Source organism: Bacillota bacterium, from assembly GCA_030019365.1.
GTDB lineage: Bacteria > Bacillota > Sulfobacillia > JACIYH01 > JACIYH01 > JACIYH01.
Window position 1 is genome coordinate 62,158 of record JASEFA010000008.1, and the last position, 20,869, is coordinate 83,026.

27 protein-coding genes are annotated in these 20,869 nt (G+C 69.1%); all 27 read right to left on the reverse strand.

Features of this window, described 5'->3' with window-relative positions; all coding sequences use genetic code 11:
* Positions 1–17: 17 nt before the first annotated feature.
* Positions 18–1,013 (reverse strand): type II secretion system F family protein, encoded by a 996-nt coding sequence (locus QME70_11055; protein ID MDI6895112.1) that lies wholly within the window; start codon positions 1,011–1,013, stop codon positions 18–20.
* On the reverse strand, positions 1,010–1,552 hold the full coding sequence (locus tag QME70_11060) for a prepilin-type N-terminal cleavage/methylation domain-containing protein (protein ID MDI6895113.1): 543 nt from the start codon (positions 1,550–1,552) through the stop codon (positions 1,010–1,012). The genes QME70_11055 and QME70_11060 overlap by 4 nt, the downstream gene beginning before the upstream one ends.
* Before the next feature lie 52 nt (positions 1,553–1,604).
* On the reverse strand, positions 1,605–2,027 hold the full coding sequence (locus QME70_11065; GenBank protein ID MDI6895114.1) for a YraN family protein: 423 nt from the start codon (positions 2,025–2,027) through the stop codon (positions 1,605–1,607).
* A gap of 107 nt (positions 2,028–2,134) precedes the next feature.
* Positions 2,135–2,614: a 23S rRNA (pseudouridine(1915)-N(3))-methyltransferase RlmH gene (locus tag QME70_11070; GenBank protein MDI6895115.1), complete on the reverse strand. Its 480-nt coding sequence runs from the start codon at positions 2,612–2,614 to the stop codon at positions 2,135–2,137.
* Between the two features lie 4 nt (positions 2,615–2,618).
* Positions 2,619–3,152 (reverse strand): signal peptidase I, encoded by a 534-nt coding sequence (gene lepB, locus QME70_11075; GenBank protein MDI6895116.1) that lies wholly within the window; start codon positions 3,150–3,152, stop codon positions 2,619–2,621.
* Positions 3,153–3,165: 13 nt separating this feature from the next.
* Positions 3,166–3,525 (reverse strand): 50S ribosomal protein L19, encoded by a 360-nt coding sequence (gene rplS, locus QME70_11080; protein MDI6895117.1) that lies wholly within the window; start codon positions 3,523–3,525, stop codon positions 3,166–3,168.
* A 30-nt stretch (positions 3,526–3,555) separates the two neighbouring features.
* A complete protein-coding gene (gene trmD / locus QME70_11085) occupies positions 3,556–4,374 on the reverse strand; it encodes a tRNA (guanosine(37)-N1)-methyltransferase TrmD (GenBank protein ID MDI6895118.1) in 819 nt (272 codons plus the stop codon).
* A gap of 6 nt (positions 4,375–4,380) precedes the next feature.
* Complete coding sequence (gene rimM, locus QME70_11090; protein MDI6895119.1) at positions 4,381–4,881, reverse strand: ribosome maturation factor RimM; 501 nt, start codon at positions 4,879–4,881, stop codon at positions 4,381–4,383.
* Positions 4,882–4,892: 11 nt separating this feature from the next.
* Complete coding sequence (locus QME70_11095; GenBank protein MDI6895120.1) at positions 4,893–5,123, reverse strand: KH domain-containing protein; 231 nt, start codon at positions 5,121–5,123, stop codon at positions 4,893–4,895.
* Between the two features lie 38 nt (positions 5,124–5,161).
* Complete coding sequence (rpsP, locus tag QME70_11100) at positions 5,162–5,434, reverse strand: 30S ribosomal protein S16 (protein MDI6895121.1); 273 nt, start codon at positions 5,432–5,434, stop codon at positions 5,162–5,164.
* Complete coding sequence (gene ffh / locus QME70_11105) at positions 5,425–6,753, reverse strand: signal recognition particle protein (GenBank protein MDI6895122.1); 1,329 nt, start codon at positions 6,751–6,753, stop codon at positions 5,425–5,427. Before ffh ends, rpsP begins: the two co-directional genes overlap by 10 nt.
* A 193-nt stretch (positions 6,754–6,946) precedes the next feature.
* Positions 6,947–7,801, reverse strand: a complete 855-nt coding sequence (gene ftsY / locus QME70_11110) for a signal recognition particle-docking protein FtsY (protein MDI6895123.1) — start codon at positions 7,799–7,801, stop codon at positions 6,947–6,949.
* 119 nt (positions 7,802–7,920) lie between these two features.
* A complete protein-coding gene (gene smc / locus QME70_11115; protein ID MDI6895124.1) occupies positions 7,921–11,490 on the reverse strand; it encodes a chromosome segregation protein SMC in 3,570 nt (1,189 codons plus the stop codon).
* A gap of 52 nt (positions 11,491–11,542) precedes the next feature.
* Positions 11,543–11,803, reverse strand: a complete 261-nt coding sequence (locus QME70_11120; GenBank protein ID MDI6895125.1) for a stage V sporulation protein S — start codon at positions 11,801–11,803, stop codon at positions 11,543–11,545.
* Positions 11,804–11,851: 48 nt separating this feature from the next.
* Complete coding sequence (gene rnc, locus QME70_11125; protein MDI6895126.1) at positions 11,852–12,565, reverse strand: ribonuclease III; 714 nt, start codon at positions 12,563–12,565, stop codon at positions 11,852–11,854.
* 27 nt (positions 12,566–12,592) lie between these two features.
* Entirely contained in the window at positions 12,593–13,837 is a 1,245-nt protein-coding gene (gene fabF, locus QME70_11130) for a beta-ketoacyl-ACP synthase II (GenBank protein ID MDI6895127.1), read from the reverse strand.
* 14 nt (positions 13,838–13,851) lie between these two features.
* On the reverse strand, positions 13,852–14,097 hold the full coding sequence (gene acpP, locus QME70_11135; GenBank protein MDI6895128.1) for an acyl carrier protein: 246 nt from the start codon (positions 14,095–14,097) through the stop codon (positions 13,852–13,854).
* Between the two features lie 73 nt (positions 14,098–14,170).
* Complete coding sequence (gene fabD / locus QME70_11140; protein MDI6895129.1) at positions 14,171–15,130, reverse strand: ACP S-malonyltransferase; 960 nt, start codon at positions 15,128–15,130, stop codon at positions 14,171–14,173.
* 13 nt (positions 15,131–15,143) lie between these two features.
* Entirely contained in the window at positions 15,144–16,136 is a 993-nt protein-coding gene (locus QME70_11145; GenBank protein ID MDI6895130.1) for a beta-ketoacyl-ACP synthase III, read from the reverse strand.
* Between the two features lie 23 nt (positions 16,137–16,159).
* Complete coding sequence (gene fapR / locus QME70_11150; protein ID MDI6895131.1) at positions 16,160–16,861, reverse strand: transcription factor FapR; 702 nt, start codon at positions 16,859–16,861, stop codon at positions 16,160–16,162.
* 160 nt (positions 16,862–17,021) lie between these two features.
* Positions 17,022–17,222, reverse strand: a complete 201-nt coding sequence (gene rpmF, locus QME70_11155; protein MDI6895132.1) for a 50S ribosomal protein L32 — start codon at positions 17,220–17,222, stop codon at positions 17,022–17,024.
* Between the two features lie 6 nt (positions 17,223–17,228).
* Positions 17,229–17,759 (reverse strand): DUF177 domain-containing protein, encoded by a 531-nt coding sequence (locus QME70_11160; protein MDI6895133.1) that lies wholly within the window; start codon positions 17,757–17,759, stop codon positions 17,229–17,231.
* A 52-nt stretch (positions 17,760–17,811) separates the two neighbouring features.
* On the reverse strand, positions 17,812–18,756 hold the full coding sequence (locus QME70_11165; GenBank protein ID MDI6895134.1) for a hypothetical protein: 945 nt from the start codon (positions 18,754–18,756) through the stop codon (positions 17,812–17,814).
* Between the two features lie 14 nt (positions 18,757–18,770).
* On the reverse strand, positions 18,771–19,253 hold the full coding sequence (locus QME70_11170) for an ATPase (protein MDI6895135.1): 483 nt from the start codon (positions 19,251–19,253) through the stop codon (positions 18,771–18,773).
* 92 nt (positions 19,254–19,345) lie between these two features.
* Positions 19,346–19,834 carry a pantetheine-phosphate adenylyltransferase gene (coaD, locus tag QME70_11175; protein ID MDI6895136.1) on the reverse strand — a complete coding sequence of 163 codons (489 nt, stop codon included), beginning with the start codon at positions 19,832–19,834 and terminating at the stop codon, positions 19,346–19,348.
* A 1-nt stretch (position 19,835) separates the two neighbouring features.
* Positions 19,836–20,381 (reverse strand): 16S rRNA (guanine(966)-N(2))-methyltransferase RsmD, encoded by a 546-nt coding sequence (rsmD, locus tag QME70_11180; protein ID MDI6895137.1) that lies wholly within the window; start codon positions 20,379–20,381, stop codon positions 19,836–19,838.
* A 199-nt stretch (positions 20,382–20,580) separates the two neighbouring features.
* Positions 20,581–20,760 carry a hypothetical protein gene (locus QME70_11185; GenBank protein MDI6895138.1) on the reverse strand — a complete coding sequence of 60 codons (180 nt, stop codon included), beginning with the start codon at positions 20,758–20,760 and terminating at the stop codon, positions 20,581–20,583.
* Positions 20,761–20,869 lie beyond the last annotated feature (109 nt).

Here is a 20,869-nt window from a genome sequence, read left to right on the forward strand (position 1 = left end):
CCCCTTTCGCAGCCCGGTCAGGGCAGGTGAGCCAGGGCGAGGTACAGCGGCTGCACCACGGCCAGTGCCACCAGGGCCACCACGCTGGCGGCCAGCAGGGTGAGGACCGGCTCCAGCAGGGACAGGGCGAGCCTCTCTAACTGGCGTTCCCGGGAGCGACAGTAAGCAGCCAGGTCGTGGCAAACCGTGGCTGCCTCCCCGGCGGCTTCCGCCCCCGCCAGCTGGGCGGCCAGGGCGGGGGGCAGCCCACCCGAACGGGCGATGGCTTCCAGAGCCGGGGCCCCCGCCCGCACATCCCGCGCCGCCCGCTCCAGCCTCCGCCGCAGGTAGCCGTTTCCGCAACCTGCTGCCAGGCACCCCACTGTTTCCCTGGTCAGCCCTCCTGCCCTGCTCAGCCGGCTCAGCGAATCCAGCAGCCGGGCCCGCTCCCGCCACATCAGGACGCGCCCCATCCCGGGGAGAGCCAGAGCCGCCCGGTCGCCCACCGGGCCGAGCTTCCCCGCCACGGACAGGGTCATACAGGCCGCGGCAAGGGCCGCCACCCCCAGCCCGGCCTGCCACCGGGGGGCGGCCCACAGGAGCAAGCGGGTGGCGAGAGGCAGCCCGGTCAGCACACCCACCAGTTGCAGCGGGGGCAACAGCGCCGGCAGGAGGAACAGGCCCACCAGCGTGGCCGCCGCTCCGCCCAGCCCGACCACCAGCAGCGGGTACACCAGGCCCGCGCGCTGCTCACCCGTGCGGGTGGCGCGGCCCAGGCCTTCCTCCGCCATCTCCCCGAGCATGACAGCCCCCCGCCCGGCCCGGACTGCCTGCTCCAACCGGGCCGCTTCCCACGGCGAGGACACGCCGCACGCCCGCAGTGCCTCGGCCAGGGTGTGGCCCTGCCCCAGCCGCTTCCGCAACCTCCCCGCCATCTTTCCCGGCAACCGCTCCAGCACCGGGCCTGCGGGCAGGCCGGCCCGCGCCGCCACCTCGACTTGCCGGCACCAGGCCCACACCTCCGCCTGCCTCATCGGGACATGATCTCCGCCAGGGATCGCCCCTCCAGGGCGTCCAGGGTGTGGATGCGGATCGCCCCGTCGGCCCAGGCCCCCTGGTCCGGAGGGACCTGGGTGCAGAAGACCAGGCCGCTCCTCACCAGCCCCCAGTAGACCCGCCCGCCCAGCGCGGGATCCAGGCCCAGCGCCACGGCGTCGCCGGTGGGCATGAACTGGACGTAATTTCCCAGGAAATGGCGGTCGGGTTCGCCCGGACAGGCAGCTTCGGGGCGGACTTCCACCGCCGTATGAGGGTCGGGCTGCGATGCCGGCACGTCGCCCGAATAGGTGGGGTAGACGTTGCTGTCGGAATAGAAGCGATCCACCGCACCCTGCAGGGCGGAGAGGTTGGCGGACAGGGCACTGCGTTTGGCCCGCGCCACGGCGTCGGGCACCGTCTGCACCACCACCGTGGCGAGCAGACCCAGGATCACCACCACCGCCATCAGTTCCACCAGCGTGAACCCCGGGGAGGAACCCCGCCAGAAACGACGACATCTCTCCCTAACGGTCATGATCGCACCCCCCTGACCGTCTTGCGTCCCAACCTTCAAATGCGAACCCGGATCAGAATGCGTCTCGAATAAGGCGGACTTCGGGCTCTTCGCCCTCCGTCACCGTCACCACGTCGAAGCGGCACACGAAGTGCCACCATCCCCGGTTACCGAGGAAATCCGCCGCCGTCCGTGCCAGGCGGTCCCGCTTGGTCCTGCCCACCGTCTCGGCAGGATGGGCCAGACTGCGGCTGTTCCGCCGCCTGACCTCCACGAATGCCAGCACCGGCCCGTCCCGGGCTATGATGTCGATTTCCCCCCAGCGCGTGCGGTAGTTCCGGGCCACAATCCGGTACCCCAGCTCTTCCAGATACTTCGCCGCGACTTCCTCCCCGCGGTCAATCAAACCCACACCTCCTTCCCGCACCACCAGCAGCACACCCCCTACCACCTCCAGCGGACGCCTGACAAGTACCACCTCCTCTTCCTGTGCCACCCTTTTATACCACGGATTGGCAGCACTCGTCAATACCCGGCACGGATCGCCAAGCCTGGGGGCGGCCATGAGTAGTGGTAAGGCTCGCCGTGGCAGAGGGCAGCCTATCAGTAATGGTAAGGCTCGCCGCGATTGGTTTTGAAAGCCCGGTAAAGCTGCTCCAGCAGGAACAGGCAGGCCATCTCGTGGGTGAACGTGAGGCGGGAGAGGGCAAGGCGGCGGTCGGCCCTCTCCAGCACCGCAGGGGAGAGACCGCGGGGCCCCCCGATGACGAACACCACCCGCCCGGTCCCGCTGGCCGCCAGCGTGCCCAGCCAGGCTGCCAGCTCCAGGGAAGTGGGCAGCTCTCCTCGCTCGTCCAGGGCCACCACGGGGGCCTCCCGGCCCACCCGGCGGAGGATTTCTGTCCCCTCTTTCCGCCTGGCTGCTTCGACTTCGGCGGCACCCGCCCCCGGGGAGAGGTAGGCCTCGGGCACCGCCGTCACCGTGGCGGACGTATACCTGCGCAGGCGGCGCAGGTATTCGGCCACCCCTTCCCGGACGTGAGCTTCCCGCAGCGAGCCTACCGTGATGATCTCGATCCGCACGGGATCAGGGGAGGGCAGAGGGCACGGCCAGCACGTGCACGCGGGCCGGAGGCCAGAAAATGAGCCAGGCCCTGCCCCTGACCAGGGAAATGGGGACGGGCCCGAAGAAACGGGAATCGCGGCTGTTGGCACGGTTGTCCCCCAGGACAAAGATGTATCCCGGAGGGATCAGTTCGGGGCCGTAAGTGGAGATGCCGTCTCTCAACACGTACGGCTCCGGGGCAGGCTGATCGTTCACGTACAGCCTCCCCAGGCGCATCTCCACCCTGTCCCCCGGAACAGCCACCACTCGCTTTATGTAGTCCTCCCTGGGGTTGCCCGGGTTGCGGAACACCACCACGTCCCCGCGCCGGGGGAGGTGAAATCGATAGGAGATCTTGTCCACCAGCAGGCGCTCGCCGGTGAACAGAGTGGGCTCCATCGAGGGACCGTCTACCCGGAACGGCTCCACCACGAAAAGGCGAACTGCCAACGCGAGCACCCCGGCCAGGAGCACGGTCTGGATCGCGTCGCGCCACCACCCCCGTCGCCGGTCCACCACCACGGCCCCCTCAACCCTGCCCCGGCCGCTCCCTGACCTCTTTCACCCGTGCCGCCCGGCCGCTCAGGCCACGCAGGTAGAAGAGCTTGGCCCGCCTGACCCGGCCCCGGCGCACCACCTCGATCTTCTCCAGGCGCGGGGAGTGCAGGAGAAAAGTGCGCTCGACGCCCACCCCGTAAGATACCCGCCTGACGGTGAACGTCTCCCCCAGCCCGCCACCCTGGCGCTGAATGACGATCCCTTCGAAGACCTGGAACCGCTCCCGGCCCGCCTCCACCACCCGCACCGAGACGCGCAGAGTATCCCCGGGACGGAAGTCCGGCAAATCATGACGCCGGTACTGCTGCTCCACTAACCTGATGAGGTCCAATCTGGCGCGCTCCTTTCCGACAACGAGCTATTATAGCACAGGGTCCTCCGGCCCTGCCACCTGGTGGCGAACCGCCCTCAGCGCTTCCACATCGCCCTCGCTGAGCCGGGCCCGCGCCAGCAGGTCGGGGCGACGCAGCAGGGTGCGACGCAGGGCGTGAAGCCTGCGCCAGGACTCGATGGCGGCGTGATCACCCGAGAGCAGGACGGGGGGAACCTCCAGGCCCCGGAACGAGCGGGGCCGGGTGTACTGGGGCCCCTCGAGCAGGCCTCCGGCAAAGGAGTCGGTACGGGGCGACCGGGGATCGCCCACCACCCCCGGGATCAGCCGGGTCACGGCATCGGCCACCACCAGGGCGGGTATCTCTCCCCCCGTAAGCACGTAGTCCCCGATGGACACCTCGTCGGTGACGAAGAGACGGACCCGTTCGTCTACCCCTTCGTAGTGTCCGCACACCAGCACCAGGTGGCGGCATCCGGCCAGCTCTTCCGCCAGATCCTGGGAGAGCGGCCGTCCCTGGGGCGTGAGCAGCACCACCCGTACCCCTTCCCGGGCCAGGCCGGGGTGGTAAGGCCCGTGGCCGCTCTCCACCGTCTCGGCCGGGGCAGGTTCCAGGGTCCTGCCCAGCACCGCTTCCAGGGCGGCCACGATGGGTTCCGGCTTCATGACCATGCCCGGCCCACCGCCGAAGGGCACGTCATCCGTGATGCGGTGGCGGTCGCGGGCAAAATCCCTCATGTCCACCAGGTCGACCCGGATCAGGCCCCGCTCGCATGCCTTCCCCAGGATACTGGCACCCAGAGGTCCGGGAAACATCTCCGGGAAAAGGGAGAGAAAAGTGAGCCGCACGCTTCCTCACTCCAGCAGGCCCGGGATGTCGTTGATCACCAGGCGGCCGCCGGCGAGATCGATCTCTGCGACCAGCGCCCGCACGGCGGGTACCAGAAAGCGACGCCCGGCCCCCTCCACCACCAGCAGGTCGTGGGCCGGGTTGGGCTCCACATCCACCACTGTTCCCACCTCCCGGCCCTCCCGGTTGAGGACCCGCAGCCCCCTCAACTGGAACCAGTAATACTCCCCCTCTGGGAGGGGGAAAACCTCTTCGGGATCTACCTCCAGGAGTTGGCCGCGTAACGCCCCGGCCTGGGCGCGCGTCTCGGCGCCCTCCAGGGAGAGGATGACTTCGTCGCCGGCCAGGCGCACGCCCCGTACCCGGCGGCGGACTCCGCCCACGTAGACCTGGCCCAGCCCCAGGAAACGCTCCCGGTGAGTGGTGAGCGGTCTGACCCGCACCTCACCCCGTACCCCGTGGGGCCGCGTCACCTCCCCGATGGTAATCCGTCCCGTCGCCGGCATGACCCATCCCATCACTGCAGGATCTCGACCACGGCCTTCTTGCCTGCCCGGGCAGCGGCCGCCTTGACCACCGTCCGCAGCGCCTGCACGATGCGCCCCTGCTTGCCGATCACCTTGCCCACGTCGTCGGGGGCAACCCGCACCTCCAGGACCACGGATCGCTCGCCTTCCACCTCGGAGACCTCCACTTCTTCGGGGTGGTCGACCAGGGCCTTCACCAGCAACTCCAGCAGCTCTTTCACCCGTACCACCACCGTTCGCCCGCGATATGAGCCGACGGTCAGGACTTGCGGCGCTCTTCCTGCCAGACCTTCCAGGCTCCGCCTTTCTCCAGCAGGGCCCGGGCCGTGTCGGACGGCTGAGCGCCCTTGCGCAGCCAGTCCAGGGCCCGCTCCTGCTTGATCGATACGGTGGCCGGTTCCGTGGTGGGATCGTAGTAGCCGATTTCCTCGATGAACCGGCCGTCCCGCGGCGAGCGGGAATCCGCCACCACCAGCCGGTAGAAGGGACGGTTCTTCGCCCCCATCCGCTTCAATCTGATCCTTACTGCCACAGACGACCTCCTCCTTTGCGCATGGTCTTCTCCATATCGGGAAGCTGCTTCAGCAGGCGGCGCGCCTGCTCGTAGCCCTTCAGCACCCGGTTGACCTCCTGTACCGAGGTCCCGCTCCCGGCGGCAATACGCCGCTTGCGGCTCGCCCCGATGAGGGCGGGATTGCGCCGCTCCCCCCTGGTCATGGAGCAGATGATGGCCTCAGTGCGGACAAGCCCCTTCTCGTCCACCTGCACCTGGGGCACGGCCCTGCCCAGGCCAGGGATGAGGCTCAAGAGCTGGTCCAGAGGTCCCATCTTCCTGACCTGCTTCAGCTGCTCCAGGTAATCCTCCAGGGTGAACTCCATGGTGCGGATCTTCTTCTCCAGCTCGCGGGCCTTCTCCACCTCCAGGGCAGCTTCGGCCCTCTCCACCAGGCTGGCCAGATCCCCCATGCCCAGGATGCGGGAAGCCATACGGTCAGGGTGGAAGGGCTCAAGGGCATCGAGCTTCTCCCCCATGCCCGCCAGCTTCACCGGGCACCCCGTGACCGCCTGCACCGAGAGCGCTGCTCCACCCCGGGCGTCACCGTCCAGCTTGGTGAGGATCACCCCGGTGAGCCCCAGCCGCTCGTGAAAAGCCTGCGCCACGTTCACCGCTTCCTGGCCGGTCATGGCGTCGACCACCAGCAGGCACTCCCGTGGCGTCACCGCCGCTTTCATTTCCTCCAGCTCCGCCATCAGCTCCGCGTCCACCTGCAGCCGGCCCGCAGTATCGATGATCACCACATCCCGTCCTGTCTCCCGGGCCCGCTCCAGACCGCGCCGGGCAATCACCACGGGGGAGGCCCCGTCCTGGAAGAAGAAGGGAACTCCTGCCCGGTCCGCCACCACTTCCAGCTGCCGGGGCGCGGCGGGGCGGTACACATCGGTGGCCACCAGCAGCGGGAAGCGCCCCTGCCGCCGCAGGGTGAAAGCCAGCTTGCCGCCGGTGGTGGTCTTGCCCGAGCCATGCAGGCCTACCAGCATGACTGGCATGGGGGGACTGCCTCCCAGGTCAAGGCGAGAGGCCCTGCCGCCCAGCAGCCGGGTCATCTCCTCGTACACGATCTTGAGGACGGTTTGAGCCGGGGTGAGAGAGGCCATGACCTCCTCGCCTACCGCCCGTTCCCGCACCCGGGCGATGAGGTCTCTGGCCACCTTGAGATTGACGTCAGCCTCCAGCAGGGCCACGCGCACCTCGCGCAGGGCCTCGTTGACGTCGGCCTCGGTCAGCTTTCCCTTGCCCCGCAGCCGCCGGAACACATCCCCCAGGCGGGCGGTCAGGTTCTCGAACGCCACCGGTCCTCCCTCCCTGCCCCCATCTGCCGGCGCCCAAGGGCGCCGGAGCCCTGAGGGCAAGGTCGCCAAATGCAAGCAGATGGTACCCCTGCCGGGCCGGACTGTCAATAGCAGTGCACAGCGCGCAGCTCACAGCGTGTTCAGCGGTGTTCACAGACACCGGGCGCATGGTGTGCCCGGGCTGCCGCGCAGGTCAGTCCGGCAGGAGGGCTTCTACGAACTCGCGGGCGGAAAAGTCGGCCAGATCATCGATGTCTTCGCCCAGGCCGGCCAGCTTGATGGGAATGCCCAACTGGTCGGCAATGGCGAGCACCACGCCGGCGCGCGCGGTACCGTCCAGCTTGGTGACCACGATCCCCGTGACCCCCACCGCCTCCAGGAAAACGCGGGCCTGCTGGAGAGCATTCTGGCCGGTGTGGGCGTCAAGGCACAGGAGCACCTCCGCGGGGGCACCCGGCAGCTCGCGCGCGATCACGCGGTGGACCTTCTTCAGTTCCTCCATGAGGTTGACGCGGGTGTGCAGCCTGCCCGCCGTATCCACGATGACGGCCTGGCAGCCGCGGGCCCGGGCCGCCTGCAGGGCGTCAAAGGCCACCGCCGCCGGGTCGCTGCCTTCCCGGTGGCGGACCAGCTCCGCTCCCGCCCGCCCGGCCCAGATGGCAAGCTGATCGATGCCCGCGGCCCGGAAGGTGTCGGCGGCCGCCAGGACCACTTTCTTCCCTTCCTGGCGCAGCCGGTGGGCCAGTTTGCCGATGGTGGTGGTCTTTCCCGTCCCGTTGACCCCCACCACCGTGATCACGTCCAGCGGACCCGGGAGGACCAGCCTCCCCTCGACCCGGTGAAGCTGCTTGAGGATTTCCTCCCGCAGGGCCCGGCGAGGGTCGGCATCGCGGGCCGCCCGGGCCACCCGCAGCAGCCCGGCCGTCATTTCCACGCCCACATCGGCGCTGATGAGAGCGTCTTCAAGCTCCCGCCAGGCCTCCTCGTCCCGGCCCCCCCCGAACCACCGGGCCGCCTGGTTGACCAGACCGTCCCTCGTCCGCGCCAGGCCAGTCCGCCACCTGCTCCACCACGATGTCGTGGCTGCTCCCCCCTCAAAAAGCCCTCTTCCGGTAGCCGGCCCGCATCGTCCCCCGCTGCGGCCTGCGCCGGGCGCCGTCCGCGCTCCTATGATGCTTCGGCCAGGCGCAGGGAAACCACCCTGGAGACGCCGGACTCCTCCATGGTGGTGCCGTACAGCACGTCCGCCACCTCCATGGTCCCCTTCTGGTGGGTCACCACCAGGAACTGGCCGGCGGGCGAAAGCTCGCGCAGGAAACGAGCGAAGCGGTCCACGTTCGTCTCGTCCAGAGTGGCGTCCACCTCATCGAACAGGCAAAACCGGCTGGGCCTGGTCTGCAGCAGGGCAAAGAGCAGGGCGATGGCACACAGGGTACGCTCGCCTCCGGAGAGAAGGGAGAGGTGCTGCAGCTTCTTCCCGGGAGGCTGGGCCACCACCTCTACCCCCCCTTCCAGGGGATCGGATCCCACCAGAATCAGATCAGCCTTACCTCCCCCGAAGATCTGGACAAAGGTGCTGCTGAACCGCTCCCGCACCCGCTCCAGGGTGGTGGTGAACTTCTCTGTCATCTCTCGCTCCAGTTCCCTGATCACCTGGCCCAGCTTGGCGCGACCCTCTTCCAGGTCGCGGCGCTGATCGGAGAGAAAGCCGTGTCGTTCTTTCAGACGGGTGTATTCGGCCGCCGCAGCCAGGTTGACGGGCTCGAGCTCGTGCATGCGCGCCTCCAGATCCCGCACCGTCTCCTCCAGGGCCGCGGTGTCGAGGTCCGCGTCGGGGCTGGCCCGCACCCGCTCCCCGGCCCCCTCCGGGGAGCAGGAGAAACGCTGGGCCAGGTTGCGGTCCGCTTCCTCCAGACGCAGGCGCAGGCGCATCTCTTCCATCCGGGCGGCGTGCAGGGCCTCCTGTGCTTCCGCCAGCCTGCGCTCCACCTGCCGGCGGGCGCGCTCGATGGATGCCAGCCGCCGCGCCACCCGGTCGCATTCCCGGGCGGATTCCCCCATGTGGGCCCGGGCTTCCTCGTGGCGGGCGCTGACCCGGGCCAGTTCCTCCTGCCCGCGCCGGCTCTCGCTGCGCGCCTCTTCCCGTTCCCGGGCCCGGGTCGCCAGGGCCTGCTCGATCTCCTCCCCGGCCCGGGCCAGCGCCGTCATCTCCTCTCGGGCGCGGGCGACTGCTTCCTCCAGGCGGGCGCGCTGCTCTTCCTGGCCAGCCAGCCGTACACGCAGCGCCACCACCTCCTGTTCGAGGGAGCGCTGGCCCTCCCGGGCCTCGCCCAGCCCGGCCGACCGGGACGATATCTCCTCTTCCAGGGCGGCGCGGGCGGAGTCCAGTTCCCGCAGCCGCTCGCCCTGGGCTCCCGTCTCCCGCTCCAACTCCGCCAGCCTCTCCCGCTGCACGCTCTGCTCCAGCTCCACGCCGGCCAGGTCCTGGACCAGCCGCTGACGCTCGGCCTTCTTCGCCTGCGTCTCCTTGGCCAGTCCCGCCAAGGTTATCTCGAGGCCGCGCAGCTCCTCCTCCACCTCTCGCAGGCGCCGGGTCAAAACCTCCTCCTGCCCGGTTGCCTCCTCTGCCGCCCGGCGACAGGCCTCCATGCCATCGCCCGTCTCCCTCGCCTTCTCCTCCAGCAGGGAGATCTCCCGCGCCCGCCCCAGCACCCCGGCGCGGGAACCCTTCCTCCACCCCCCCGCCAGGCTTCCGCCCGGGAACACCACATCGCCGTCGAGGGTCACCACCCGCACCCGGAACCCCACCGCCCGGGCGTAACCCAGGGCGGCGGGAAGATCGCGGGCCACCACCGTGCGCCCCAGCAGGTACTCCACGGCGGGAGCGTGCTCGGGCAGGAAGCTGATCAGGTCCGACGCCACCCCCAGGATGCCTTCCCGCCGCAGGGCCATCTTCTCTCCCGGGGCGAGGGCGGAGGGCCGCAGGGAGTCCAGGGGCAGGAAGGTGGCCCAGCCCGCCTGGCTGCTCTTGAGGAACCGGATGGCAGCCCGGGCGTCGTCCACCGTCTTCACCACCATATCCTGGGCGGCCGCACCCAGGGCTACCTCCACGGCCGTTTCATACCGCTCCGGGACGTCCAGCACGGCCGCCACGGGGCCGATCAGGCCGGGAAGAGCGGAGGGGTCACGTCGTTTCGTCTCCAGCAGGGCCCGCGGGCCGCGGGCAAAGCCGGCGAAGGACTCCTCCAGCTCGCGCAGTGCCGCCAGCCGCGAGGTCACCTGGTGGTAGGAAGTCTCCGCCCGGCGGAATGCCGCCTCCTGTTCCGCCCGCACGGTGCGGACCCGCTCCCGCTCCGCCCGGTCCCGGTCCCGCCGGGCCTCCAGTGCGGTACGGCGGGAGTACGCCCGCTCTTCCTGATCCGCCAGCACCAGCAGGTCTTCATCCGCACGACGCAAGGCTTCTTCCAGCTCTCGCTGCCTTTTCCCCGACCGCCCAAGAGCCTCTTTGATCTGCCTGACCTCGGACTCCAGGGTTACCTGTCGGTTGCGGGCGGCCGCCGACGTCCCCAGCAGATCGATGAGCTCCTCCTTCTTCGCCTCCAGTTCGGCTGCCAGCTTCCGGGTGCCCTCCTCCTCCGCCTGCAACCGGGCCCCCAGGTCCTCCAGAGCCCGGGCCTCCTCCCCCCAGGTTTGAACCCAGACATCCAGGGCCCGGGCGGACTCCTCCACCCGCTCACGGGCCGCTGCCAGGCGGGCAGTCAGGTTATCCTTCTCCTGGCTGAGACGTCCCGTTTCCGCTTCCAGGGAGCGTACGCGCTCCTCCCAGCGTGTGGCCTCCTGCCCGGCGCGGGAGACCAGGTCGGAGAGGGTCAGGAGTTCCTCCTGCAGACTCTGCCGCTCCCCCTGCCGTACTCTCTCTTCCTCGCGGAGGGCGGCGTGACTCCGCTCCAGACGCAGGGACTTCTCCTGCTCGGCGCGCAAGGATGACTCCAGGCTCGCCACCGCTGCCGAGGCCTCCGCCAGCCGCCCGGCCACCTCCGTCCTCTCCCGCCAGGTGAGCACCAGAAGGGCCCCATCGCGCCGCTGGCGGTAGGCCTCCCACTCGCGGGCCCGCCGGCTTTCCTCCTCGAGGGGCTGCATCTGCAGCTCAAGCTCGGCCAGCACGTCCCCCAGACGCTCGCTGTCCCGGCTGCTGGCTTCCAGCCGCGCCAGAGCCTCCCGGCGGCGCTGGCGGGCCCTCACGATGCCCGCTGCCTCCTCCAGGAGCAGCCGCCGCTCCTCCGGCCGGGCGGAGAGGATTTCCTCCACCCGCCCCTGCCCCACCAGCGAGTACCCGTCCCGGGCGATCCCCGTATCGTAGAACAGCTCCTGCACGTCCTTGAGCCTGCACGGAGTGCGGTTGATGGAATACTCACCGGAACCGTCCCGGTATACCCGGCGGGTGACGGTGACCTCGCTGAAATCGAGGGGCAGCCCGCCGTCACTGTTGTCGAAGGTCAGAGATACCTGGGCCATGGAGAGGGGACGGCGGGATTCGGAGCCCCCGAAAATCATGTCTTCCATGCGCAACCCCCGCAGTTGGCGGGGGTTGGCCTCGCCCAGGGCCCAGCGCACCGCGTCAGCCAGGTTTGACTTGCCCGTACCGTTGGGCCCCACTATGGCGGTAACTCCGGAGCCTACCTCCAGCACCACGCGGTCGGCGAATGACTTGAAACCCACCACTTCTACACGACGCAACAGCATGGTTACTCCGTTAAGGCAAGACCCCCCGGGGGTCCGGGGGCCCAGGTCATCGTTGCTCCACCAGGAATCTTATGGCCGTACGCACCTCACCGTCAATGGCCACCTCCGCAAAGGCAGGAATGACCACGGCATCAATCCCGTTCGGTGCCACGTAGCCCCGGGCTATGGCGATGGCCTTGATCGCCTGGTTCACGGCACCGGCACCCACCGCCTGGATCTGGGCCGAGCCCTTCTCGCGCAGGAGGGCTGCCAGGGCACCCGCCACCGCCTTGGGTCGAGACTGGGCCGAGACCTTGAGCACTTCCACCTGCCCATCCTCCTTCGTCCGTTTCCTGTTTCTGCAAGGTGGCACCCATTATTTCGCCGGCCCCGGTCCCGACTCCTCCAGAGCGATCCGGGCTGCCTCCTGTTCGGCCGCCTTCTTGCTGCGTCCCCTGCCCCGGCCCGCCACCCGGCCGTCCACCACCACCTCCACCGTGAACACACGGGCGTGATCGGGTCCCTCCTGGCCCACCACCCGGTAGGTGACGCTGCCCCCACGCTCCTGAACCACCTCCTGCAGGACGCTCTTGAAATCCCCCGTGCCCCGCTTCAGGGTCCGGTCCACGGCAGGGGCAAGCTGCCCGACCACGAAGTCCCGCGCCCGCTGCCAGCCGCTGTCCAGGTACAGGGCCGCACAGACCGCCTCGAACACGTCCGCCAGAAGGGCGGGCCTGGACGCCCCCCCGCTCTGTTCCTCGCCCCGACCCAGGTAGAGGAGCTGTCCCAGCCCCAGCCGGCGGGCGGCCCCGGCCAGGGCTCCCTCGCCCACCACGGCGGCCTTGAAGCGACTCAACTCTCCCTCCCGGGCACGGGGAAAGCGGGAGTACAGGTAAGATGCCATGGCCAGGCCCACCACGGCGTCCCCCAGGAACTCCAGCCGTTCGTTGGAATCACGCCCGGCCCCGGGGTGCTCCTGCACCCAGGAACTGTGAGTGACGGCCTGCAGGAAGAGGCCGTCACTCCGGAAGTCCCCCAGGGCCTGCCGCAGCGCGGCGAGCACCATGGCCTCGTGGCTACCCTCCTGCACCGTCATGGCCCCTGTCGGTGACCGTCCTCAACCCTCATAGCCCTTCACGATCAGGGTGGCGTTCTGGCCTCCGAAACCAAAGGAGTTCGACAGAGCCACGTTCACGTGGTGGGGGCGGGCGCGATTGGGCACATAGTCCAGGTCGCACTCGGGATCGGGATACTCGTAGTTGATGGTGGGGGGAACCACGCCGTCGCGGATGGCCAGGATGCAGGCCGCCAGCTCCACCGCCCCCGCTGCCCCGAGCAGGTGCCCGGTCATGGACTTGGTGGACGACACCGGGATGCGATAGGCATGCTCGCCAAACACAGCCTTGATTGCCGCTGTCTCCGCCGTGTCCCCCAGCGGGGTGGCGGTGCCGTGGGCGTTGATGTAGTCCACGTCCTCGGGTCTCAATCCGGCGTCGGCCAGGGCCCTGCGCATGGCCCGCGCTCCGCCGTTGCCGTCCGGAGGCGGGGCGGTAACGTGGTAGGCGTCTCCGGTCATGCCGTATCCCACCACTTCTGCATAAATGCGGGCGCCGCGCACCCGGGCGAAGGACAGCGCCTCTAGCACCAGCACCCCCGCGCCTTCTCCCATCACGAACCCGTCCCGGCGGCCGTCAAAGGGCCGGCTGGCCCGGGCGGGGTCGTCGTTGCGCTCGGAGAGGGCCTTCATGGCGCAGAACCCGGCCAGGGCTATGGGAACCAGGCACCCCTCGCTCCCCCCGGTGACCATGACCTGCGCTTCCCCGCGCTGCAGGATGCGGAAGGCATCCCCGATGGCGTTGGCCGAAGCGGCGCAGGCGGTAACATGGGTGGTGTTGGGGCCCCGTGCCCCCAGGGAGATGGCCAGTTGCCCTCCTCCCATGTTGGCGATCATCATGGGGATGAAGTACGGGCTCACCCGGCCGGGGCCCTTCTCGCTCATCACATCCACCTGGTCGACCAGGGTGGAGATGCCCCCGATCCCGGTACCCATGGTGATGCCCACCTGGTCCAGGTCACATTCCTCCAGGCGGAGTCCGGCATCCTGGAGGGCCAGGCGGGCGGCAGCCAGGGCCATCTGAACGAAGCGGTCCATGCGGCGCGCGTCCCGGCGGTCCATGTACTGCAAGGGATCGAAGTCATCCACCTGGGCGGCGATGCGGGTGGGGAAATCACCGGCGTCGAAGCGGGTGATGGGTCCCACCCCCGCACGGCCTTCTCGCAGGGAGCGCCAGAATGCCTCCACCCCCGTCCCCACGGGGGTGATGAGCCCCATGCCCGTGACCACTACTCGTTCGCCCTGCACACTCCCACCCTGGCTCAGGAAGCCCGCTCCCGGATGTACTCCACCGCGTCTCCCACCGTCTGGATCTTCTCGGCGTCCTCATCCGGGATTTCCAGCTCGAACTCTTCCTCGATGGCCATAAGGAGCTCCACCACGTCCAGGGAATCGGCCCCCAGGTCGTCCTGGAAGGAAGCCTCCATGGTGACCGCCTCGTCATCAACTCCCAGTTGCTCGACGATGATCCGCTTCAGTTTCTGGAAGATGGCGTCCTTACCCGCCACTCGCCCCACCCCCTGCTGGGAATTAGACAGATCTGGCACCGTCCCCGTTATCTGGGCAAGTGCCTCGCCAATATTAGCAAACCTCCTCCCGGGAATCAAGTCGCCCCACCAGCCGCTCCAGGGACGGCACGTCCCCCACGCTGAACACGGGCACGTCGGGGCAGATGCGCTTGCAGAACCCCGCCAGCACCGTACCGGGACCTGCCTCCACGAAGAGGTCGATACCATCGGCCACCACCCTGCGCACGCACTGCTCCCACAGCACCGGATGGTCCACCTGCTCCTCCAGAGACTTCCGCACCTCCTCCGCCGTGCGCACGTATTCCCCGTGCACGTTGGCCACCACCCCGAAGGCGGGGTCACCGATGCGGGCGCGGGCCAGATCCCGCGCCAGCCTCTCCCGGGCCGGCGCCATCAGGGAGGAGTGGAAGGGTGCGCTGACGGCCAGCTCCTGCACCCGCCTGGCACCCGCCTCCCGCGCCAGCCTCATGGCCTCCCGCACCGCCCGGGTATGCCCGGCCACCACCGTCTGCCCGGGGCAGTTGTAGTTGACCGGCTCCACTACCCCCTCTTTTTGCGCCCGGCGGCAGATTTCCTCCACCCCGGCGGCAGGAACCCCCATTACCGCTGCCATGGCCCCCTCCCCGGGGGGAACGGCCTGCTGCATGTAACGCCCCCTTCGCCGCACCAGGCCGACCGCCTCCGGGAAGGACAGGGCTCCCGCCGCCACCAGGGCGGTATACTCCCCCAGGCTGAGCCCCGCGGCGGCCCGGGGGGTGATGCCATGGCCGGCCAGCACCCGCGCCACCGCCCAGGACACAGTGAGCACGGCCGGCTGGGTGTTCTCGGTGAGGTCGAGCTGCTCCCCCGGGCCCCGGAAGCACAGGGTTTCCAGGTCGATCCCTGCCGCGCCGCTGGCCGCGGCGAATACCTCGCGCACCACCGGGTACTCCCGGTAAAGATCCTCCCCCATCCCCACGTGCTGGGCCCCCTGGCCGGGGAACAGGAAGGCCACCCGTAATCCGCCCGCCATCGCGTCCACCCCCTCACCAGCGGCAGGCTGCTGCCGCCCAACTCAGCCCCGCTCCGAAGGCCACCATGAGGACGAGATCCCCGGGCGATACCCTGCCGTCCTGGACCGCCTCGTACAGGGCGACCGGTATGGAGCCGGCGGACATGTTCCCGTAACGTTCCAGGTTGACCATGACCTTCTCGGGGGGAAACCCCAGGCGGCGCACGGCAGCGTCCATAATGCGCAGGTTGGCCTGATGGGGGATAAAGAGGTTCACGTCTGCGGGGGTCAACCCCAGGTCGCTCAGGAGGGAAAGGGCCGCTTCCTCGGTGGCCCGGACCGCGAACTTGAACACTTCCTGGCCGTTCATGTGTATGTAATGCAGCCGGCCTGCCACCGTCTCGGCGCTGGCGGGCAGGCGCGATCCCCCGGCCGGCAGGTAGAGGTGTTTACCCCCCGTGGCATCGGAGCCCAGGCGGAAACCCAGGAAGCCGCGTTCTCCTTTTTCCGCGGCCAGCACGGCCGCCCCCACCCCGTCCCCGAACAGGACGCAGGTGGAGCGATCCTGCCAGTCGGTTATCCGGGAGAGGACGTCCCCGCCCGTCACCAGCGCGTACCTCACCATGCCCGCCTCGATCATCCCGGCCGCCACCCCGCACCCGTACAGGAACGCGGTGCATCCCGACGAAAGGTCGAAGGCAGCCACCCCCGGCACCCCCAGCCGCTCCGCCACCAGGCACGCGGTAGCGGGGAAGCTCATGTCGGGGGTAACCGTGCCCACCACCACCAGGTCCAGGCGTTCGGCCGGGATACCGGCCTGGGCGAGGGCCTCCCGGGACGCGGCCACCGCCAGGTCGGAGGTGGCCGTCTGGGGGGCCGCCACTCGCCGCTCTCTGATCCCGGTGCGGGAGACGATCCACTCGTCGCTGGTATCCACCATCTTCTCCAGGTCGAAGTTGGTGAGCACCCGCTCCCCGACCGCCGCCCCCAGGCCCACCATACGGGCCCGCAGGCGATTCTCCGCCATACCACCAGGCCGACCCAACCCGTTCACTCCTCTCCCGACCTGCCACCGCCGGTGGCTTCCCCATCTCCCGCCCCTGCGTTCTCGGGAGAGAGGGGGAAGACCACGAACTTGGCCCGGAACACCTGCTCGCCCCGGGAGCGGGTCACCACCTGGACCACCAGGCTCTTCCCTTTGCCGCGCAGCACCTGGGCGTGGGCGAGCAGCTTCTCACCCACGCCCACGGGCCGCTTGAACTTCAGATTGGCCAGCCCGGTGAGGGCCACCGGGGCATCCACCAGGGCCAGGGCCAGCGATTCCGCCTGGGCGAAGATGAAGTGACCCCGCACGATCCCGGTGCGGCAGAACGCCATCTCCGGGCCCGTCTCCAGGATAGAGACCCCGCTCTGTCCCAGCCCGATGTCCACCAGGTCCCCCACGATCTCCTGGCTGGCAAGGGCCCTTACCGTCCCCAGAGTGCGCTGGGCCACCTCGCGGGTGCGCTGCCTGAGCTCGGGGATACCCAGGGCCATGCGGTCCAGCCGTATCGTCTGCACGCTGACGGCCAGGGCGCGGGCCAGCTCCTCGTCAGTGAGAAAGGGGTTTTCCCGCAGCTTCTCCTGCAGGAGAAGACGCCGGTGCCGGGGTCCCGCCCCGCCGGCAGCGCGCCCCCGGGGGGAAGACTGCGTCTCCCCCCGGCCGCCCGTGGTGGCTGCCGGCCGCGGCGCCACTGCTTGTGACCTGGGCATAAAACCACCTTCTAGGGATTGCTGCCAAAAAGTATACCGCGGCCGGGAGCCCCGCGCAAGAGGAGGTGCACCGGCAGAGGTGCGCTACAGAGGTGCTCCGGTGGGCCCACGCTACGGACGGGCCAGCGCCGCCCGCGGTGCGGCTGCTGCCACCTGGCCGTCAGGACTTCTTTCTCTTCTTTTTTTCCTCCAGCTCCAGCACCTTGCGCCCGGCGTAGTAACCGCAGGCCGGGCATGCCCGGTGGGGCACAATGGGCTCATGGCAACGAGGGCATTGCACCAGCGTGGCCGCTGGGAGGTGCCAGTGGGAGCGGCGCATCCCCCGCCTGGAACGGGAAGTCTTCTTCTTGGGAACTGCCAAGGACCATCACTCCTCTTTGTGGGGGAGAAACCGGCGCAGAGCCTCCAGGCGGGGATCGATCTCCTCCACCCGGCAGGAACAGCTGCCCTCGGCCAGCCGGCGGCCGCACACCGGGCACAGCCCGGGGCAATCCGGCCGGCACAGGGGCTGGGAAGGCAGAGCCAGGAGCAGGTTCTGTCGCACCGCCTCGGTGAGGTCCAGGGCATCTCCCTGGAAGAACCACACTTCTGCCCCGCTCTCCTCGGACACCTCTTCTTTCCCGGGGGAGGGAGCGACTCCCTCGCGAAACTCCTCCCGGAAGGGCGTTTCCACCTCCTGGCGGAAGGACGCCAGACAGCGGCTGCATGTCGCCTCTACCGCTGCCCCGATCTCCCCGTGCACCAGGTAAGCAGGACCGGTATTGAGAACCGCACCTTCCACCTTCACCGGGCCGGCCAGCGAGACACCCTCGGGCAGGCCGTCCGCGATGGGTTCGCAGAAGGAGAACATCACCCTTTCGCCCGCGCGCAGGCGCAACCCGGAGATGTCCACCCGCACGGTTTTCACCTTCCTTGCCCGGCGGCAATTATATGGGGAGGGCCGACCGGTGTCAACGCAGGTCCCTCATGGCAGCGACCGCCTGTGCCAGAGAACTCACACCCACCACGCGCAAGCCGGGAGCCGCCCCGCGCGCCTCCTCCTCCTGCCCGGAGGGAACCAGGAACAGGTCGGCGCCCGCCCCCTTCGCCGCCCGGGCTTTCAGGGCCACCCCGCCGGTCCTGCCCACCTCTCCGGAGGGATCGATGCTGCCCGTGGCCACCACCTTTGCCCCGGGTGCCAGGGGCAGTTCGCCCAGCTGACGCAGCAATTCCAGGGCACAGGCCAGCCCGGCCGATGGTCCGCCCACCCCTCCGGCATTCGCCACTTCCAGGGACAGGCCGGGCACGCGGGGGTGCAGGGTCACCAGACCCAGGCCCCGCAGATCGTCGGGCCCCAGCTCCACCGTCTCTCCCCTGACCCTCACCGAAGCCCATCCCCGCTCCCACAGAACACGCCGCAGGTGAAAGGACGTGGGATACCCCTCCAGAATGTCGCCGGGCTGCAGGCGGGCCGCCAGAGGCGCGCCCGGGGTCACCCACTGCACGAGTATGCCGTCTCCCGCCACCTCAACCGGTCGCCCCATCAGGGAAAGCGCGGTCACCCCGGCAAACTGCACCGACTCCACGAACAGAAGCCTCTCCGCATTCATGTATTGTTCCACGGGAAGGGGCAGGGACCGGGCCCAGACCAGCTCCCGTCCGGGATGAAACAGATCCAGAGCCACCTCCCACCCGCGGGCGCGCCGGGCCTCCACCGTAACCATGCCCAGCCCGGACACTCCGGGGTCGTGCCCCCCGCCCCCGACCTTCACCACGCCACTCAGGTCGAAGACGTGGCCGGGGGCCAGGGCCAGGAAGGGCGAAGGTATCCAGGCGAGAGCGACCGCCAGGACCAGCCCCGCCCCCGCCCGGGCCCACCCGGACACCCGGGCACGCCGCGAGCGGGTCCGGGGCACCCCGGCACGCCCCCTTACTCCGAAGATGCGCCTGTCTCCTCCCGTCCCCGCGCCTCCACTTCCTGCCGGCCCCGCCGCACCGTCTCCAGGGCGCGGGTCAGCCAGTTCTCCAGCTGCCCCAGGACCTCACCCGCGTAGCGGTGCGATTCGTCCATTATCTCCCGCGCAGCCCGCTCCGCTTCCGCGATCACCTGTTTACCCTTCTCCGAGGCCAGCTTCACGATCTCGTGTTCCCGGGCTTGCGCCCGGGCCTCCTCCCGCGCCGCTTCCAGGAGCTGCTCCGCCTCCAGCCGCGCCTGATCCAGTATCTGATCCCGCTGGCGCAGCAGGGCACGGGCCTCCGAGATTTCCCGGGGGAGGCTGGCGCGCAACTCGTCCAGGAGGGCGAATACCTGCTCCTGATCCACCAGCGCCCTCTTACCCAGGGGAACCCGGGGGGCGTCGGCCACGATCTTCTCCAGCCGGTCCAGGAGAGCCTCCGGGCCCGGAGCGTACATCGGCCAACCACCTCATTCTGCCGCCGGGACGCGCCCGGCCACCGGAACGCACCCGGCCCCTGGGCACGCCTCCGGCACCACCGGCGGCCGTCTCACTGCGCCGCCGGCGGCCACATCTCCCGCAGCCGCCGCTCCACGGCCGCCGGCACCAACCCGGCCACACAGCCTCCCAGCGACGCCACTTCCTTGATCAGGCTGGAGGACAGGTAGGCGTACTGGCTGGAAGTCAGGATGAACACCGTTTCCACTTCGGGGTCCAGTTTCTTGTTCATGAGAGCCATGCGGAACTCGTAGTCGAAGTCGGACATGGCGCGTAGGCCCTTGATGATCACGTGGGCGCCCACGCGGCGGACGTACGGGATGAGCAGCCCTTCGGAAGCATCCACCTCCACGTTGGGAAGATGGGACGTAACTTCTCTCAGCATGGCCATCCTTTCCTGCACGCTGAAGAGCGGTTCCTTGGCCGGGTTGTTGAACACCGTCACCACGATGTGATCGAAAACCCTGGCCGCCCGCTCGATGATATCCAGGTGTCCTGCCGTAACGGGGTCGAAGCTTCCGGGGTATACGGCCTTCACCACATTACTCCCCCTCAGGTCTGTAGAAAGAAAGACGGGTATCGCCGTAGGCTTCCCTCCGCACCAGCCGCCATCCCCCCGCCCGCACCTCCTCCCTGCCGCTGTGCTGGACCACCACCAGAGTTTCTCGGGCGACGCCGGACCATCCTGCCAGGCGTACCAGCACCCGCGCTCCCTCCCCCGCCCCGTAGGGGGGGTCGGCGAAGACGACGGCATAGGCCCTGTCCGCCGACCGGGCCAAAAAGCGCGCCACGGGAAGGGCTAGGACCCGGGCCCGCTCCGCGCATTGGGCGGCAACCAGGTTCCCCGACAGCACGCGGCACGCCGCCCGGTGCTGCTCCACGAAATCGGCCCACGGCGCCCCCCGGCTGAGGGCTTCTATCCCTACCGCCCCCGTACCCGCGTACAGATCGAGGAAAGGTCCTGCCTGGATGCTCTCCCCCAGGATGGAAAACAGGGCACCCCGCACCCGCGCGGAGGTGGGCCGGATGGCCGACCCCCGGAGGGAGCGCAGCACCTGCCCCCTGGCCTGGCCGGAGATCACCCGCATGGGCAATTGCTTCCACCGAACGTCAATTATAGCACAACCGGGTGGCAACGCCCGGTTTCGCGCCCGGGCATAACCGGGAGGACTACCGGGGAGAATGAGAAGGGGATTTCCTCCGGTTTCTCCTCTCCCAAATGGGCCAGGCTCTGCCTGGCCGCTTCTTTCCTGGGGCCGGCGCCCGTGCCACGCACCCGGGGCGCGCTCACAACACGCTCGGTTGCAGCACTGTCACCGGGGCCGTGTCACGGCTGGTTATGGACTCTATGCCCCTGGTACGGATGACTATCATGCGCTTGCAGTGGCGGCACTTGATCCAGATCTCGTCTCCTTCGATCTGGCACACGATCTTCTTGCACTGGCAGCGCAGGTTCTCCAATGCCATCACGCATACCCCCTTGCATCTGCAGTCCGGGATCGGGTCCCTGCCACTTGGTGCCGGGTTGGCTCACCCCCTTCGAATAGTGATAAATTTCACTTTCAGAGCCAGAAAC